The organism is Pseudoduganella sp. OTU4001, from assembly GCF_038440195.1.
Lineage (GTDB): Bacteria > Pseudomonadota > Gammaproteobacteria > Burkholderiales > Burkholderiaceae_D > Rugamonas.
The window spans coordinates 1-16,288 of sequence record NZ_JASATG010000054.1 but is presented as its reverse complement, the minus strand read 5'-3'; the positions used below and the strand labels follow the sequence as shown (position 1 = coordinate 16,288).

Annotated in this window: 13 protein-coding genes and 1 pseudogene; 7 read left to right on the top strand and 7 right to left on the bottom strand. The window is 62.3% G+C overall.

Annotation, left to right across the window (positions count from 1 at the left end; all coding sequences use genetic code 11):
- Window positions 1-191 precede the first annotated feature (191 nt).
- Genes AAHE99_RS25830 through AAHE99_RS25815 form a run of 4 tightly spaced genes read right to left on the bottom strand, consistent with a single transcriptional unit; the run spans window position 192 to window position 4,736 of the window.
- Window positions 192-1,427, bottom strand: coding sequence for an ABC transporter permease (locus AAHE99_RS25830; RefSeq protein WP_342120786.1), 1,236 nt, complete (start codon window positions 1,425-1,427; stop codon window positions 192-194).
- Between the two features lie 7 nt (window positions 1,428-1,434).
- Window positions 1,435-2,745 (bottom strand): ABC transporter permease, encoded by a 1,311-nt coding sequence (locus AAHE99_RS25825; protein ID WP_342120784.1) that lies wholly within the window; start codon window positions 2,743-2,745, stop codon window positions 1,435-1,437.
- 1 nt (window position 2,746) lies between these two features.
- Entirely contained in the window at window positions 2,747-3,451 is a 705-nt protein-coding gene (locus AAHE99_RS25820) for an ABC transporter ATP-binding protein (protein ID WP_342120783.1), read from the bottom strand.
- 19 nt (window positions 3,452-3,470) lie between these two features.
- Window positions 3,471-4,736: an efflux RND transporter periplasmic adaptor subunit gene (locus tag AAHE99_RS25815; protein ID WP_342120782.1), complete on the bottom strand. Its 1,266-nt coding sequence runs from the start codon at window positions 4,734-4,736 to the stop codon at window positions 3,471-3,473.
- A gap of 207 nt (window positions 4,737-4,943) precedes the next feature.
- Between AAHE99_RS25815 and AAHE99_RS25810 the strand changes: the two genes are divergently transcribed.
- Entirely contained in the window at window positions 4,944-6,464 is a 1,521-nt protein-coding gene (locus tag AAHE99_RS25810) for a MutS-related protein (RefSeq protein WP_342120781.1), read from the top strand.
- A 109-nt stretch (window positions 6,465-6,573) separates the two neighbouring features.
- Window positions 6,574-7,092, top strand: a complete 519-nt coding sequence (locus AAHE99_RS25805) for a hypothetical protein (RefSeq protein WP_342120780.1) — start codon at window positions 6,574-6,576, stop codon at window positions 7,090-7,092.
- Here the strand turns inward: AAHE99_RS25805 and AAHE99_RS25800 are convergent.
- Together AAHE99_RS25800 and AAHE99_RS25795 are read right to left on the bottom strand one after the other, a co-directional pair.
- Window positions 7,082-8,578 carry a S41 family peptidase gene (locus AAHE99_RS25800; protein WP_342120779.1) on the bottom strand — a complete coding sequence of 499 codons (1,497 nt, stop codon included), beginning with the start codon at window positions 8,576-8,578 and terminating at the stop codon, window positions 7,082-7,084. The genes AAHE99_RS25805 and AAHE99_RS25800 overlap by 11 nt on opposite strands.
- 21 nt (window positions 8,579-8,599) lie before the next feature.
- Window positions 8,600-9,739 carry a DUF1624 domain-containing protein gene (locus AAHE99_RS25795; RefSeq protein WP_342120778.1) on the bottom strand — a complete coding sequence of 380 codons (1,140 nt, stop codon included), beginning with the start codon at window positions 9,737-9,739 and terminating at the stop codon, window positions 8,600-8,602.
- Between the two features lie 79 nt (window positions 9,740-9,818).
- Here AAHE99_RS25795 and AAHE99_RS25790 point away from each other — a divergent pair, with 79 nt between their 5' ends.
- Complete coding sequence (locus AAHE99_RS25790; protein WP_342120777.1) at window positions 9,819-10,826, top strand: alpha/beta fold hydrolase; 1,008 nt, start codon at window positions 9,819-9,821, stop codon at window positions 10,824-10,826.
- A 4-nt stretch (window positions 10,827-10,830) separates the two neighbouring features.
- Here AAHE99_RS25790 and AAHE99_RS25785 read toward each other — a convergent pair whose 3' ends face one another.
- Window positions 10,831-12,708 carry a phosphoethanolamine transferase gene (locus AAHE99_RS25785; protein ID WP_342120776.1) on the bottom strand — a complete coding sequence of 626 codons (1,878 nt, stop codon included), beginning with the start codon at window positions 12,706-12,708 and terminating at the stop codon, window positions 10,831-10,833.
- A 260-nt stretch (window positions 12,709-12,968) separates the two neighbouring features.
- On the opposite strand from AAHE99_RS25785, the gene rpsL reads away from it, so the two are divergent.
- The 4 genes and pseudogenes from rpsL to AAHE99_RS25765 all read left to right on the top strand — a co-directional run.
- Window positions 12,969-13,352: a 30S ribosomal protein S12 gene (gene rpsL / locus AAHE99_RS25780; protein WP_342120775.1), complete on the top strand. Its 384-nt coding sequence runs from the start codon at window positions 12,969-12,971 to the stop codon at window positions 13,350-13,352.
- A gap of 107 nt (window positions 13,353-13,459) precedes the next feature.
- Window positions 13,460-13,930: a 30S ribosomal protein S7 gene (rpsG, locus tag AAHE99_RS25775; RefSeq protein WP_342120774.1), complete on the top strand. Its 471-nt coding sequence runs from the start codon at window positions 13,460-13,462 to the stop codon at window positions 13,928-13,930.
- Between the two features lie 102 nt (window positions 13,931-14,032).
- A complete protein-coding gene (gene fusA, locus AAHE99_RS25770; protein ID WP_342120772.1) occupies window positions 14,033-16,138 on the top strand; it encodes an elongation factor G in 2,106 nt (701 codons plus the stop codon).
- A 78-nt stretch (window positions 16,139-16,216) separates the two neighbouring features.
- Window positions 16,217-16,288, top strand: a pseudogene (locus AAHE99_RS25765) (GTP-binding protein); the annotation flags it as partial.

Below are 16,288 nucleotides of genomic sequence, written 5' to 3'. Positions count from 1 at the left end.
CCCCCCCCCCCCCCCCCCCCCCCCCCCCCCCCCCCCCCCCCCCCCCCCCCCCCCCCCCCCGGGTCTGCCGTGGCCGGTGGATTGGGGGGGGGCGGCGTTGACGTTCGTCGAAGATCAGCGGCGCACAACCCAACCCGCGACAGCGCCGCAGACAGGGTCAGGCCCAAGGGCCTGACCCTGCTTCACCGGTTTTAAGCGGAGCGCGTCGCCAACGCTGGCGAAATCGAAGCCGCACGCCAGGCCGGCCCGTACACGGCGGCGATGCCGAGCGTCCAGAAGGCGGCCGCGCCGAACACCATGTACTCGGCCGGCAGGCGCGCCAGCTCCAGCTTGGACACCAGCAGCTGGTTCAGCCCCAGGGCGCCCATCAAGCCGCCGGCAATGCCGGTGGTGGTGATCAGCACATTCTCGGTGACGAAGTAGCGCAGGATATCGAGCTTGCGCGCGCCCAGTGCGCGGCGCACGCCGATCTGCTTGCGGCGCTGGGTCACCCACAGCGAAGCCATGCCGACGATGCCGCTGGCGGTGACCATCATCAGCAGCACGCTGACGGTGATCAGCATCCACGACAGCGCATTGTCGGCGCGGTAGCGCTTGACGCGCTCTTCGGACTGGGTGGTGGCGCGGATCACCACCTTGCCATTGTGTAGCTTGCGCAGCGCTTCCTCGGCATCCTTCATGGCGCGGTCGCGCTGGCCCGGCTCGGTGCGCACGGTGTACATATTGCGCCCGCTGCCGGTCAGGCGCGCCGGCACCATGGTCGACATCTCGCCTTCGGCGCCCATCGCGGCGCCCGGCGTCTGCAGGGTCTCGATCACGCCCACCACCGTCACTTCGCGCGCTTCCGGGCCGGTGCCGTAGTACATCTTCTTGCCGACGAAGCTAGGCGCATCCGGCCAGACCTTGTCGCCGACCGCCTTGGTGATCAGGGCCACGGTGGGGAAGTCCTTGCTCTTGTTCTGGTCGATTTCCGGCACGTCCTGCGGCGTGAAGTCGCGGCCGTCGATGATCTTCAGGCCCCAGGTCTTCACCAGCGAATCGGGCGTGATGTACATCGACGGGCTGGCGTTGGTGCGCTCCTGCTCGCGGCTGGCGGCAACGCTGCTGTAGTTGCCCGAATTGGACAGCGGCACCTGGATGGTGTCCGCCACCGATACTACGCCAGGCACGGCGCGCAGCGCCGCCGCCTGAGCTTTCTGTGTCGCCAGCTGCTCCTCGTGGCCGCCCTGGTTCAGCGGGCGCACGCGCAGGCTGAACACCAGTTCCTCGTTGGCGATGCCGGTCGGGCGGGCGGCCACGGCCTGCCGCACACTGACGATGTGCAGGGCGTTGGCCAGGATCGCGAGGCTGAGCGCGACCTGCACGGCCACCAGGATCGGGCCGGTCTTGGAGCGCATCAGCGCGGAAAAGATTGGTTTGATTTCCATAATGTCCTCACTGCGATTTCAGTTGCAGGGCCGGGGTCACCTGGCAGGCGCGCCAGGTTGGCAGCAGGCCGGCCAGGATGGCGGCGCTGACCGACATGGCGAAGGTCACCAGCAGCATGATCCAGTCCATCTTGGTGGTGATGGCGATCTGCGCGGAGATGCTGCCGATCAGGGCCAGCGCGCCAAGCGCCAGCAGCAGGCCAAGCACGCCGCCGGCCAGGCCGACCACCGCGCTCTCGATCATGAACTGGCTGAAGATGTCCCTGCGCGAGGCGCCCAGGGCGCGCCGCACGCCGACTTCCGGTGCGCGCACCGAGAATTTCGCCAGCAGCAGGCCGATGGTGTTGACCAGGCAAAGCAGCAGGAAGCCGAAGGCCAGCATGGCGGAGATGCGGCTGTCCTTGCCCACCACTTTTAGCTCCTCCATCCACTCCATCACGTTGAACAGGCGGTTCGGCGCGGCGCGCTGCAAGCGGCCCAGCTTGCGCTGTTCGGCGGCATACGCATCGAGCCAGGCCTGCAGCTGCGGGCGGTCGGAGGCCGAGTGCAGCTCGAACCAGAACTGGATCCAGATGCATTCGGAATCGAGCAGGGCCTGGTAGCCGGGGCCGCGGTCGCTGCTGCAGTTCATATTGCCGTTCTGGCTGAACTCGTGGCGGATGGCGTTGTGGAAGGGGATATAGAACTCGTCCGTGTCGCCGAACGCGCCTTCGCCGCCGATCAGGCGGTGGAAGCGCGGCACCGGACTCCAGTTGTCATGCACGCCGACCACGGCGTAGTCGAAGCCCAGCATGCGAACGCGCTGGCCGACCGGATTGGCGCTGCCGAACAACTTCTCGGCCAACTTTTTGCTCAGCACCACCACGTCGGCGCCCGCCTTGTCGTCGGCCTCGCTCCAGGGGCCGCCCTGCACGAAGGGCACTTCGAACATGGCGAAGAAGTCGCGCGTCGGCGTCAGGCCCTGGGCGCTGAACATCGGCAAATCCTTGCGCAGCGGTTCGACGGTGCCGGCCACGCCGCGCAGTGCGGTGCGGCGGTCGCCCTGGCCCGAGGCCAGCAGGTTGACGGCATCTTTGTAGGACATTTCCTCGCCTTCGCGCTCGCCCGGGGTATAGCCGCGCAGCGGGCCGTTGTCGACGACAGGCACGATCAGGCGCTCGCTCTTGTGCGGCATCGGGTCGCCCGACATCACGTGCAGGATGGTCAGGGTCGAGACGCTGGCTGCCACGCCGATCGCCAGGATCAGCACCATCAGCGCGGTCAGTACCGGGTTGCGGCGCAGGCTGCGCACGCCCAGCATGAAATAGTATTGCAGCATCTCAGGCCTCCTTGGCGACCACCAGCGACGGCGACTTGCGTACCAGGTCGGACACCTGGCCGTCGATGATGTGGACGTTGCGCTGGGTGCGCTGCGCCAGCTCCGGATCGTGGGTCACCATCAGGATGGTGGTTCCTTCGGCGTTGATCTCCTCCAGCAGTTCCATCACGCCGCGCGCCATCTGGGTATCCAGGTTGCCGGTCGGTTCGTCGGCCAGCAGCAGCTTGGGCGAACCGGCCAGCGCGCGCGCGATCGCCACGCGCTGCTGCTGGCCGCCCGACAGCTCGGCCGGGAAGTGGCGCATGCGCGAGGCCAGGCCGACCTTGGCCAGCGCGTCTTCGATGCGTTCCTTGCGCTCGGCGGCGTTGAAGCCGCGGTAGCGCAGCGGCACGTCGACGTTGTCGAACAGGTTCAGGTCGGGGATCAGGTTGAAGCCCTGGAAGATGAAGCCCAGCTTCTCGTTGCGCAGGCGCGAGCGGGCATTGTCGTCCATGCCTTTGACGTTGATGCCGTCCAGGATGTACTCGCCGCTGGTGAATTCCTCCAGCAGGCCGGCGATGTTGAGGAAGCTGGTCTTGCCGGAACCGGACGGGCCGGTGACGGTGACGAATTCGCCTTGCTTGACGTCGATCTCGAAACCGCGCAGCGCGTGGGTCTCGATCATATGGGTGCGATAGACTTTGCTCAGGTTATTCATGCGCAGCATGTTTGCATCTCCGTAGGGGTTATTTGTTGATCGAGACGCGCTTGGCGTTCTCAAAGTTTTCAGTACCGGCGATCACGATCTTGTCGCCTTGCTTCAATCCGTTGACGATTTCCACCGCGGACACGCTGGTGGCGCCCAGCTGCACCGGGCTGCGCACGGCAACGCCGTCCTGCACCAGGTAGACGAAGCGGCCGCCTTCCGACTCGACGAACGGGCCGCGCGGCACCATCAGCACGTTGTGCTTTTCGTCGATCAGCAGGCGCGCCGAGACGCGCTGGCTTTGGCGCAGGCCGTCCGGCTGCTGGTCGAAGCGTACGCGCGCCAGCACCTGGTTCTTCACCACTTCCGGCGACAGGGCCGACAGCTTGCCTTTCGATTTCACGCCATTGACTTCGATTTCGGCGGTCATGCCCAGGCCCAGGTCGTTGACATAGGTTTCCGGCACTTCCAGCTCGACTTCGAGCTGCGACAGGTCGACCAGGGTCATCAGCGGCGTGTTGGGCTGCACCATGCTGCGGTTGGCCACCGACAGCGTGCCGATGAAGCCATCCACCGGCGCACGCACGGTCAGCTCGTCGACGCGGCGCTGGGCGTTGGCCAGCGACAGCTTCTGGCGTTCCATCTGGGCGGTCTTGGTCTTCAGCTCCAGCGCCACGTTGTCGCCTTCCAGTTCGGCGGCCTGCTTGGTGTGCTTGGCGCGGATGTCGGCGGCGGCCAGCGCGTCCTTGGCTTTCTGCAGGTCGATCTTGGCGATGATGCCTTCGTTCGACACGCCTTCGTAGCGCTGCAGCGTGCGCAGGGCGGACACGCGTTCGATTTCGGCGGTGTCGGCGTCGCGCTGGGCGGCCAGCTTCTGCTTGCGGGCCAGGATTTGCTGGCGCGAGACTTCGGCTTGCAGTTCGTTGAACAGGGTCTGTTCTTTTTTCAGTTCGTCGGTCAGGTCGGGCGATTCCAGCACGGCCAGTACCTGGCCTTTCTTGACGGTGTCGCCGGCGTGCACTTTCAGCTCCACGGTGGAAGTGGAGGTGGAGTACAGGGTCGGGCTGACGGCGGCCACGATGCGGCCGTTGACGGCGGCGTCGCGGATCAGGGTGCCGCGCGTGACTTCGCCGATGCGCAGGCGGGCGGCATTGATCGATTGCTCGCTGCTGGCCCAGCCTTTGGCCAGCACCACGGCCGCGCCGGCCAGCGCCACGCCGACCCCCAGCAGTATCAGCTTGCGGCGCGTCTTCAGGCCGGCAGGGGCGGCGATGACCTGGTCCTGGTGTGAAGTGTCGCGAATCATGTTCTTGGTCCTGGGGTTGGTAAATTGGTTAATCTTGCTAATGCATGAAGTGTGCCAGCTCCTAAGTGTTTGATTTTTATGGTGTCAGATGCTGGGCGCACACTGTCCGCGAGCGTCCATCGGCGTCCGGGCGGTCGCTGCGGACTACTTGATTTTTTAGTAAGCGGCTATACTTGTTGGCTTGTGATATTGGCAAGGAGTGTGGCTGTGGAGTATCCGTTTTCGTCGGACGCAGTGGCGCGCTACGATGCGCTGGCGGACGCGGTGGGGAATGGGGCGGTGGATGCGCAGACAGCGCAGGACTTGCTGTTGCCGTCCTATCTCGACGCCGTTGGCGCGGGCGCCAGCATCTTCGGCCGCCAGGTGCTGTACCGCCGGCTGCGGCGCGGACAAGATGCGGACGGCTTGTCCGCCTCACGCGAGCGTGTCCGCATGCTGCTGGCCGACAGCGCCGCCCGCGAACGCATCGCCGCAGCGCTGCAGCCGCTGCGCAAAGCCAGCGCCGAAGTGACCGAGGCGCTGTTCGTCCCGCCATCCGCTGCCGCCGGCTTGTCCTTCGCAGGCCTGCCGCCGTCTGCCGGCATGTCCGCTGAATCCCCGCTGCCGCCCGTGCCGCGCTGGTCATCCTGTCTCTGGATCGTCCCAGCCACCTTCCTCGCCAGCGCCGCCGTTAGCTTCTTCTGGCCGACCGCCTTGGCGGCAACGGTTGTGCTGTCGCTGGTGCTCGCCGCCATCCAGACCACCTTCCACACCCGCATCCAGAACTGGGGCGCGATTGCAGAAGCGCTGCAACTGCAGCTCTACGCCCACAGCAAGCAGTCCGACATGCCCGGCGCCGACAAAGCCGCCCAATTGCGCAGCAAGCTCGCGCCGGCGCCGCTGTCGGCCATCCCAGGTCTCGCGGAGTATTGCGACTGGGTCATGCAAGCCAACCTGAAACACTACTTCCAGACCCGCCGCCTGGTACGCGAACACGCCGCTTTCCTGCGCGAGAGCTACCAGCTGGTGGCCAACCTTGACGCCGACCTCGCCCTGGCCCGCCACTTGGCGACGCAATCGCAATGGTGCTGGTCCGAAGAAGGCTGGGAGCAGGAAATCCAGCTGCAAGCTGTCACCCACCCGCAACTGGCGGACGCGCAAGCACTCGACATCTCCCTGGACGGCAAAAGCGCCTTCATCAGCGGCCAGAACGGCATCGGCAAGAGCACCTTGCTGCGCACCGTCGGCCTGAACCTGCTGACCGCGCGCGGTTTCGGCTTCTGCTATGCGGCCAGCGCCCGCGTGCCGTACCTGCCGGTCTTCGCCAGCATGCAAAACGAGGATGCACTGGCCGATGGCGAAAGCCTGTATCAATCGGAACTGCGCCGCGCCCACGAATTGCTATCGCTAGCCCGCCAGCCGCAGCGTGCCGTCTACATCATCGACGAGATTTTCCGCGGCACCAACCACATGGAATCGGTTTCCGCCGCTGCCGCAGTGCTGGAACAACTGGCGGCGCAAGGCACGGTGCTGGTCTCCTCGCACAACGTCGTCCTCGCCCAACTACTTGACCGTAGTTGCGTGCCGCTGCTGGTGCAAAAGCGCGCCGGCCGCCTAGTCCTCACGCCCGGCGTGCTGAGCGAAACCAACGGGCTGACCCTGCTGGCCGAGTCCGGTTTCGACCCCGCCATCGAACAACGCGCCCGCGAAGTCTACAAACGCCTCTCTGGCCGCCTGCTGCCGGCATAGGTTGGTGTATCTGTTTTTCGCGATTTGTCTTAAACGTGCTTATTTGTGCTAATTCGTCTTAGCGGAACTAATTCGTGCTTTTCCTGTCTTAGTAAAAAAAGATCAGGCAATGAACGATTGGATGAGGGCGATAGAAGCGTCAAATGAGAAATCAACCTCCACTGTGCTGAATGGTTACCAGTGGAAGCATCTGTTCCTACCCATCGGCTCGCCCACATTGTTGGATGCAAGCCGCAGCTCGCCATCGCAATTTTCGAAAGAGGTGCATGGAACTTGCCGGAATGCGTGGAAAACGATCTGGCTGCTATTGCCGAATGAAACCGAATGGAAACTGGCAAACGAATATCGCGGCGTACACCCCGTAATTCGAGCACGGAAAAGCACATTTAAGAACAAAAAAGCAGCTTTAAGCACGTTTAAGACAAAACGCGAAAACGAGTTAGAGGACCCCGGAGACTCCTTGCTTCATATCGCAACGCAGCTCAACAACCTTGAGTTGATGGAAGAACTGCTAAAGGACGGTTGTGATGCCAACCGCATCGGCGAAGGAGGAAAAACGCTACTTCAATGCGTGCAAAGCGAGGAGGCGTGCAGCCTCCTGCTTGAGTACGGAGCGGTTATTTCTTGAGCTCTTCGTGGGCGGAGCCTGCCTGGGTAAGCGACTTGGCCGCGAGCTGCTGCATAGTCCACGTCTGCAAGGCCGCCGTGTCCTGGATCGCGCCCGGATACGGGATTGGCGGCGCATACGCGGCGTTGTGCGCGCGCGGACGCCCGCGATAAACCTTCTGCGCCATCGAGAAGCGACCCAGTCCGCTCGGCAGCGCAAGCGGGCGAACGTCCATATAGACCGTATCGGCGCCAGTGGTCTCGCCCAAGTGCACGGTACCAGGCAGGGCCAGCGCGTAGTCCGCAAAGTCCAGGCATGCACTGGAGCAGCCCGACTTGGTTACCAGCGCGATGCGCGCCTTCGACAGCGGTGCTACCGGCATCGTCGCAGCGTTGACAGTCTTCGCCGGCGCCGCTTCGCCTTGCCGTACAAACGGCTTGCCTTGCTCAATGGCCTGCTGCATACGGCGTTGCAGCGACTCCCACGGGGCCAGATCCTTATGCCCCGCACCATACTGGCGCGTCAGGCGCGGAAGAATGCCGTCGCGTATGTAGGCCAGGTTGCCGGCACTCGCGCGCCATTCCGCATAGCCCTCGTTGCGCGCCTGCTGGTGCAGGTATTCACCGCCGACCAACCCCTCCAGCACACGCCGGCCCCAGGTTGAATTGCCGCCGCTATTGCCGCGCGTATCAAAGATGATCAGCTCCGCATTGCGCAGCGACGGCATGCGCGCAGCAATCTCGTTCAGCTGCTTGACCTGAGCGTCGTCCGGCTGGAATTGCGGCAGGCGCACCCAATAGGTGCCCGGCTTGATTTCCGTGATGGTGCTGTCCTTGCTGTATGTCGGCACCATAGCACGTGCCAACGTATCGAACCGGTAGTGAGCGAGATCGCGCCATATGAGCTGGACATCGCGCTTTGCACCGCTGACGGCAAAGGTGCAGCGCGCATACTCCGGATGCACGTTCTGATCCACCACAGCCAGCACATTGTTGGCCAGGTCCGATTTCAACCAATCCAGCTGGCGGTTATTGAATGCGCCCGGCAGCAGGTCTTCTTCGATCAAGGTATCGACCTTGCGGCCATCGCAGGAAACCAGTTCCGCGCCCACCGGCACCTCGCTCTCTTCACTGTGACCGACCACATAGCGCTGTCCCTGGCGCTGCACCATCATGCCTGCCCAGCGCACAGCGTCTTTTTCATAGCTGTAAGTGAGCCACAAATGGCCATCCGCAAAGCCTGCGAAGTAGCGCCGCAGCAGGACCTGCGCATCATGCAGCGAGCGCACGTTCGGCAGCTCGGCGATGGCCTGCGCGTAGCCCTTCTCGGCCCAAGCGCGGAAGTAAGGATTTTCCTGATCGACCATGCCGGGATGGTCGGCGCGCACCGTCTGGTAGACGAAGTCCAGGTCGGCCTTGGCCAGGTCGGCCCAAGGGGAGCCGGCGTGCGCGGCACTGCAGACGGCCAGCATCAAGCCGGCCGCCAAGAACGAAGTATTGCGACTCATGTTTCTCTGATTGTTTAAGCTTTAGGTTGATGCAGCGGCAGCTGGTGCGCTTGGCGGCGTGCTGCGCTTGCGCCAGCGCAGCCAAAGTCTGGTGAGCCCGTACATGATCGCCACCATGACCACCCACGCCGCATAAACCACCGCCAGCGACGGCTCATAGCCCTTCGGCAGCGTGAAGCCCGCAGGTCCCCCATCCGGCAGCCCGCCAAAGCGCAGCAGGAAGTAAGGCCCGGCCAGGAAGTGGATCATGGCGATATGCACGACATAGAAGAACATCGGCGTGCCGCCAAACAGCATCAGCAGCGGCACCGGCCGAATACGTTCAAACCACGCCAGCAGCGGCAGCGCAATGCCGATCGTCACGCACAAGTAGAGCAGCGAAGGCGGGTATTTATGCACGCGGATGAAGGAAATGAAATCCCACACAAAGCCGCGCCCCTGCGCCGACCACGGGTCCGGATCACCGTAGAAATTCCCGCTACGCAGCACAGCAAACACCAGCAACAGCGCCGCTCCCGCCAGCAGCAGGAAACGCTGGCGCCGCGCTGCATCCCATTTGAATACGGGACCAAGCGCATAACCCGCAGCAATCAGCCCAAGCCACGGCATCAGCGGATAAGCGACATACACGCCATAATTGCCGGCCACCGGCCAGAAGCCACGCTGGTGCCAGAGCAGCCATAGCGGATGGTTCGACTGGATCGAATCGAGCAGGTTATGCGGCACGATCAGCAGCGCCGCTATGCCCGCGATGGCCGGCATGGGCAGCCACACCAGCCCCGCCAGGAAAATCATCCCCATGCCCAGCGCCCACAGCACCTGGAAGATGGTGACGTTATAGCCGAACTGCCAACTGAAGCTGATCCACGTCGCTTCCAGCACGATCAGCAGCAAGCCGCGTGTGAACAGGTAGCGCGAAAGCGCCGGGATACCGCCTTTGGCCCCGCGCAAGAAGGCCGACGTCCCGGCCAGCAGCACAAAAGTGGAGGCGCACAAGTGCGTGATCCAGCGGGTGGCAAACCACAGCGGCGTGGTCTTGGCCAAATCTTCAGGATCAAACAGCGCAGGACCAAAATAATCGCGCGTATGGTCCAGCGCCATCAGCACGATTACCAGGCCGCGCAGCATATCGATGCTGGCCAGCCGACTTCTGTTTTCCACCTGTCACTCCTAACAGTTGCTCTATGTTGATTTTAACAATATATTCGGCCGCATTATCAATTAACTAACCGGAGTTCCCATGCGTCGCTTGCTGTTGTTGCTGCTGATGCTCAATCTCTCGCCCTTGTGGGCCAAATGCAGCCCCGGTCCGGTGAGCGAGCAGCGTTTCATCGAAGCTGGCGGCATAAAGCAATGGCTGACGATCGAAGGCAGCAATTGCGCCAATCCCGTCGTGCTGTACGTGCACGGCGGCCCGGGCAACCCGCTCAGCCCATACGGCGATGCCTTGTTCGCCAGCTGGCGCGAGCGCTACACCGTGGTGCTGTGGGACCAGCGCGGTTCCGGCATGACCTACGGCGCCAATCCGCCGCCCGAAGCCAGCCCGCTGACCATCGAGCTGTTGCGCGACGACGGCTTGGCCGTAGCGCAGCAAGTGGCGCAGCATCTGGGGCAGCGCAAGTTGATCCTGATGGGTAGCTCCTGGGGCTCAGTGCTGGCGGCGTCCATGGCGCAGGCCAAGCCCGAGCTGTTCCATGCCTACGTCGGCGTGGCGCAAGTGGTCGATGGACGCGAGAACGAAATCGATGCATACGCACAGGTGCTGGCGCTGGCCCGCAAGGCCAGCGATGCTGAGCACACGGCGCGCCTGGAGGCGCTGGGCACGCCGCCCTGGAGCAACCCGCGCAACTTCGGCGTGATGCGCCGCGCGATCCGCAAATACGAAGCCTTGGCAACCGACGCCGCGCCGAAGCAGTGGTGGAAGCCTGGCGCCATCTACACCACGCCGAAAGCGCAAGCCGATTACGAAGCGGGTGAGGACTATTCCTTCCTGCAGTTCGTCGGCCTGCACGGCGACGGCATGCAATCAAAAATCAAGCTGGGCGCCGCCTTCAAGCTGCCGGTCTACCTGGTGCAGGGCGAACAGGACTTGCTGACCTCCGCCGCCGTCACCCGTCGCTATTTCGAGCAGATCAAGGCCCCGCGCAAGGAGCTGTTCCTGGTGCCGCGCGCCGGTCACGACCCCAACCAGCCCCTGATGGACGCGCAGTTCAAAGTGCTGGAAGAACGCGTGCGCCCCGCACTGTAAGGCCTTATTTATCCTGCTTCTGCGGCTTGCCCTTGTCCATCACTTCGCGGCAGTCGCCCTTCATGGTGGCGTTGTCGTAATTGGTCCAGCCGTAGCTGTCCACCACGCGCTTGTGGACCTTGAACTCGCGACTGAGGAAGCTCCATGACGGCTTGTCGTCCGGATAGCGGATGTCGGCCACGTCCAGCATGGTGTGGAAGAAGTTCTCGGTCGCCAGCTTGGCCTTGCGGTTCTTGTGCAGCGCGGCCACCTTGGCCGGATAGCGTTCGCGGTACTGTTCCGAATACCACATGAAGGCCGGCACGTGGAACTCGTACTGCGTATTGTGGCCGTGGAAGGCGAGGCGGCAGGCGCCGTCGTACAGGGTCTGGCCATGGTCGGCCACGTACACCATTGAGGCCAGCTGGCCGCTGGCCTTCAGCTTGCCGATCACCTGCGCCAGGAACCAGTCGGTGTACAGGATCGAGTTGTCGTAGCTGTTATTCAGCTGCGGCTTGATCTTCAGGTCGGTGTACACCGGCTTGTTAATGCCGAACAGCGAGGGCTGCCACTTGTCGAATTCCTTCGGGTGGCGCTGGCTGTAGTTCCAGTGGCTGCCCAGCGAGTGCAGCACGATCAGCTTTTTCGGCGCAGCGTCGGCCAGGGCGCGCTTGAGCGGCTCGAACAGCACGTCGTCGAAATTCGAGTTGTCGGTGAAGCCGCCCAGGTTGAGGAACTGGATCACATCGGCCTCCTTGGCGAACACCGACACCGGGGTGTCGTACTGGCCGAAGGAAATCTGGTTCGACAGCCACCAGGTCTTGAAGCCGGCTTCCTTGTAGGCGGTCAGGAAGGACTTTTCGCTGAAGCCGTCCTTCAGGCTTTGCGTGGCCGGCTTGCGGGAAATGATCACCGGCACCGACAGGCGCGTTGCCGACACCGAGGTGATCACGTCGGACAGCGCCACCAGGTTGCCTTCCTTGCCCAGCAGCGGATTGGTCTCGCGGCTGTAGCCGTTCAGGCTCCAGCGGTCATAGCGCGAAGATTCGCCCAGCACCATCACCACGATTTCCGGCTGCTGGCCGCCGTCCAGCTGGCGCGCGCCGAAGCTGAAGCTGGCGCTGCGCTCGTTCAGTTCCGCCAGGTAGCGGCGCTCCTTATAGAAGTCATAACCGCGTGCGGCCAGCCCGAACGGCCAGGATTCAACGAAGGCTTTCGGCTCCACCGGCACCCGCGCCCAGTGCGGCAGGGGAGGGCCGGGCAGGCGCAGGGTGCGGGCACCGGCCACCGCCGCGCGCGACGGGTCGTTGTCCGCCTCCTCGTCGCTCGCCTCGTCGCTGGCGCCGCCGCCGTTGCTGACGCTTGCCGCCGCGCTGGCGGAGGCGGTGCGCGCGGACGGCGCCGCCGCGATGCCAAACTCATAACCCCAGGCCGCCACCGCCGCCAGGATCACCAGCATGCCCAGCGCCACCCAGCGCGAACCATCGTGCCAATCCAGCTCGCGCGTCTGGCGCGCGGCGCGGAAGCTCAGCACCCACCACACCGCGACACCGACCATGACGGCGGCCATGCTCCACACCTTCTGCCCCAGGAATTCCAGCGCCTCGCGCGGGCTGGTCTCGGCCAGGATGCCGAGGTGGTGGGTGGATATGCCCTGGCCATAGAACACAAACAGGTAAATCTCGGTCGGCAGCGCCAGGAAGGCCGGGATCAGCAGCCAATGGAAATAGGCCGGCCGCTTGAACAGCGCCCACACCGCTACCCACGCCACCACCTCAATGCCGAGCAGCTGCCAAGGCTGCTCCACAGGCTTGCCCAGCAGCAAAGGCACAAACGGCACCGCCGACAGGGCCAGGTAGGTGAGCAGGATAAACAGGTGGGAGGGGCGCAGCAGCAGTCGCATTACAAGCTGGAAATGACGAAAATGAACGCTATTATGATGGCAATGCCCAAGGCCGGGGGCGTCGAAATGCTGCCACTTAATTCAGCAATCTGGTTGACTGAGCGGTTAACCAGGTATATACTCGCGAGTTCTCAATTTAGTCTGCGCATCGTATACGCCTCGTTTTGAGTGACGTTCAGCGCACCCTAAGAGATACCGTTTTAGCCCCCGGGCAGCAGTGCCCGGGTTGTCAATGCTGTAATTTTGTTGGATTTAAAACGATGCCAACCATCAATCAATTGATTCGCAGCCCACGTACCAAGCTGGTCGTGAAGAGCAAATCGCCGGCACTTGAAAACTGCCCGCAAAAGCGTGGCGTGTGCACCCGTGTGTACACCACCACTCCTAAGAAGCCTAACTCGGCACTGCGTAAAGTCGCCAAGGTACGTCTGACCAACGGTTTCGAAGTGATTTCGTACATCGGCGGTGAAGGCCACAACCTGCAGGAACACTCGGTGGTTCTGCTGCGCGGCGGTCGTGTAAAAGACTTGCCAGGTGTGCGTTACCACATGGTCCGTGGCTCTCTGGATACCCAGGGCGTTAAAGACCGTAAGCAGGCTCGTTCCAAGTACGGTGCGAAGCGTGCTAAGGCCGCTAAGAAGTAATTCTTGCAATTTAAATTGAGTTGAGCCGGTCGCGAGACCGAGTAAGTGGAAGGCTATGATGGCCTCCGCGAGTGCCACGGCACTCAACTGAAGACAAAGGAAATAACATGCCACGTCGTCGTGAAGTACCCAAGCGCGAGATTCTGCCGGATCCAAAATTCGGTAGCACCGAAGTCGCTAAATTCGTTAACGTTCTGATGCTGTCCGGCAAGAAGTCGGTTGCAGAAAACATCATCTACGGTGCGTTCGACCACATCCAATCGAAGTCCGGCAAGGACCCGCTGGAAGTGTTCACCGCAGCAATCAACAACGCCAAGCCACTGGTTGAAGTTAAGTCCCGCCGCGTCGGCGGCGCTAACTACCAGGTGCCAGTCGAAGTGCGCCCAGTGCGCCGCCTGGCTCTGTCGATGCGTTGGCTGCGTGAAGCCGCTAACAAGCGCTCCGAAAAGTCCATGCCACAGCGTCTGGGCGGTGAGCTGATGGAAGCCGCGGAAGGCCGTGGCGGCGCGATGAAGCGTCGTGACGAAGTCCACCGTATGGCTGAAGCGAACAAAGCGTTCTCGCACTTCCGCTTCTAATACGTTTGGCCGGCCTTCCTTGGCCGGCCTTGTTCAAGCCGGGCGCATTTTTGTTCTGAAAATGCTGCTCGGTTTTGTCCATTCAAAGATTTAGGATCAATTATGGCCCGCAAGACCCCCATTGAGCGCTACCGTAATATCGGTATCTCCGCTCACATCGACGCTGGTAAGACCACCACCACCGAACGCGTCCTGTTCTACACCGGCGTGAACCACAAGATTGGTGAAGTGCACGACGGCGCCGCCACCATGGACTGGATGGAGCAGGAACAAGAGCGCGGCATTACCATTACCTCGGCAGCGACCACCTGCTTCTGGTCTGGTATGGCGAACAACTTCAAGCCGCACCACATCAACATCATCGACACCCCAGGGCACGTTGACTTCACCATTGAAGTTGAGCGCTCGATGCGTGTTCTGGACGGCGCCTGCATGGTTTACTGCGCAGTGGGCGGCGTGCAGCCACAGTCGGAAACCGTGTGGCGTCAGGCTAACAAGTACAAAGTCCCTCGTCTGGCTTTCGTGAACAAGATGGACCGTACCGGCGCCAACTTCTTCAAAGTCTACGAGCAGATGCGTGCTCGCCTGAAGGCTAACCCAGTGCCGATCCAGGTACCAATCGGCGCCGAAGATTCCTTCGCCGGCGTGATCGACCTGGTCAAGATGAAAGCCATCATCTGGGACGACGCGTCCCAGGGCATGAAGTTCGACTACAAAGACATTCCAGCTGAACTGGTTGCAACCGCTCAAGAGTGGCGCGAGAAGATGGTCGAAGCGGCCGCTGAATCGTCCGAAGAGCTGATGAACAAGTACCTGGAAGAAGGCGACCTGACCGAAGAAGAGATCAAGACCGCACTGCGTAAGCGCACCATCGCTTCGGAAATCGTTCCGATGATGTGCGGCACCGCCTTCAAGAACAAGGGCGTGCAGGCGATGCTGGACGCGGTGGTTGAGTTCCTGCCATCCCCAGTGGACATCGACGACGTGGCTGGTACCGACGAAGACGAAGCCCCGGCAACCCGTAAGGCATCGGACGACGAGAAGTTCTCCGCGCTGGCATTCAAGATCATGACTGACCCGTTCGTGGGCCAGCTGGCCTTCTTCCGCGTGTACTCCGGCATGATCAACTCCGGCGACACCGTGCTGAACTCGGTGAAGAACCGTAAAGAGCGTCTGGGCCGTATTCTGCAGATGCACGCTAACCAGCGTGAAGAGATCAAAGAAGTGCGCGCTGGCGACATCGCCGCTGCTGTGGGCCTGAAAGACGTGACCACCGGCGAAACCCTGTGCGATCCTTCCTCGATCATCGTGCTGGAACGCATGGTGTTCCCAGAGCCAGTGATCCAGCAGGCAGTTGAGCCGAAGACCAAGTCTGACCAGGAAAAGATGGGCCTGGCCCTGAACCGCCTGGCACAGGAAGACCCTTCGTTCCGCGTGAAGACCGACGAAGAATCCGGCCAGACCATCATCGGTGGTATGGGCGAGCTGCACCTGGAAATTATCGTTGACCGTATGAAGCGCGAATTCGGCGTGGAAGCGACCGTCGGCAAGCCACAGGTTGCCTACCGCGAAACCATCCGTAAGTCCGTTGTGGATTCGGAAGGTAAGTTCGTCAAGCAGTCCGGCGGCCGCGGCCAGTACGGCCACGCTGTGCTGACCATCGAACCGCAAGAAGCCGGCAAGGGCTTCGAGTTCGTGGACGCGATCAAGGGCGGTACCGTTCCTCGCGAATACATCCCGGCAGTTGAAAAGGGTGTGCGTGAAACCCTGAACAGCGGCGTGCTGGCAGGCTACCCAGTGGTTGACGTTAAAGTCACCCTGACCTTCGGTTCCTACCACGACGTTGACTCGAACGAGAACGCGTTCCGTATGGCCGGTTCCATGGCATTCAAGGATGGCTGCAAGCGCGCATCCCCAGTGATCCTGGAGCCAATGATGGCTGTGGAAGTCGAGACTCCGGAAGACTACGCCGGTACCGTGATGGGCGACCTGTCGTCCCGCCGCGGTATGGTGCAGGGCATGGACGAGATCCCAGGCGGCGGCGGCAAGATCATCAAGGCAGAAGTTCCTCTGTCGGAAATGTTCGGCTACTCGACCATCCTGCGTTCCGCGACCCAGGGCCGCGCGACCTACACCATGGAGTTCAAGCACTACTCCGAGGCGCCTAAGCACGTGATCGACGCAATCGTCACCGCTAAAGCGAAGTAAAATTAGAAATTACCCGGGCGGGGGAGATCCTCCCGCCTGGTTTGAACCTTAAATCTACAGTTCTGAGGAAGAATTAAAATGGCAAAAGAAAAGTTCGAGCGGACTAAACCGCACGTGAACGTTGGCACCATCGGTCACGTTGACCACGGC

Coding starts and splice junctions, on each gene's coding strand:
- AAHE99_RS25830 (WP_342120786.1), bottom strand. CDS start 1,427: ATGGAAATCAAACCAATCTTTTCCGCGCTGATGCGCTCCAAGACCGGC.
- AAHE99_RS25825 (WP_342120784.1), bottom strand. CDS start 2,745: ATGCTGCAATACTATTTCATGCTGGGCGTGCGCAGCCTGCGCCGCAAC.
- AAHE99_RS25820 (WP_342120783.1), bottom strand. CDS start 3,451: ATGCTGCGCATGAATAACCTGAGCAAAGTCTATCGCACCCATATGATC.
- AAHE99_RS25815 (WP_342120782.1), bottom strand. CDS start 4,736: ATGATTCGCGACACTTCACACCAGGACCAGGTCATCGCCGCCCCTGCC.
- AAHE99_RS25805 (WP_342120780.1), top strand. CDS start 6,574: ATGAACGATTGGATGAGGGCGATAGAAGCGTCAAATGAGAAATCAACC.
- AAHE99_RS25800 (WP_342120779.1), bottom strand. CDS start 8,578: ATGAGTCGCAATACTTCGTTCTTGGCGGCCGGCTTGATGCTGGCCGTC.
- AAHE99_RS25790 (WP_342120777.1), top strand. CDS start 9,819: ATGCGTCGCTTGCTGTTGTTGCTGCTGATGCTCAATCTCTCGCCCTTG.
- AAHE99_RS25785 (WP_342120776.1), bottom strand. CDS start 12,708: ATGCGACTGCTGCTGCGCCCCTCCCACCTGTTTATCCTGCTCACCTAC.
- rpsL (WP_342120775.1), top strand. CDS start 12,969: ATGCCAACCATCAATCAATTGATTCGCAGCCCACGTACCAAGCTGGTC.
- rpsG (WP_342120774.1), top strand. CDS start 13,460: ATGCCACGTCGTCGTGAAGTACCCAAGCGCGAGATTCTGCCGGATCCA.
- fusA (WP_342120772.1), top strand. CDS start 14,033: ATGGCCCGCAAGACCCCCATTGAGCGCTACCGTAATATCGGTATCTCC.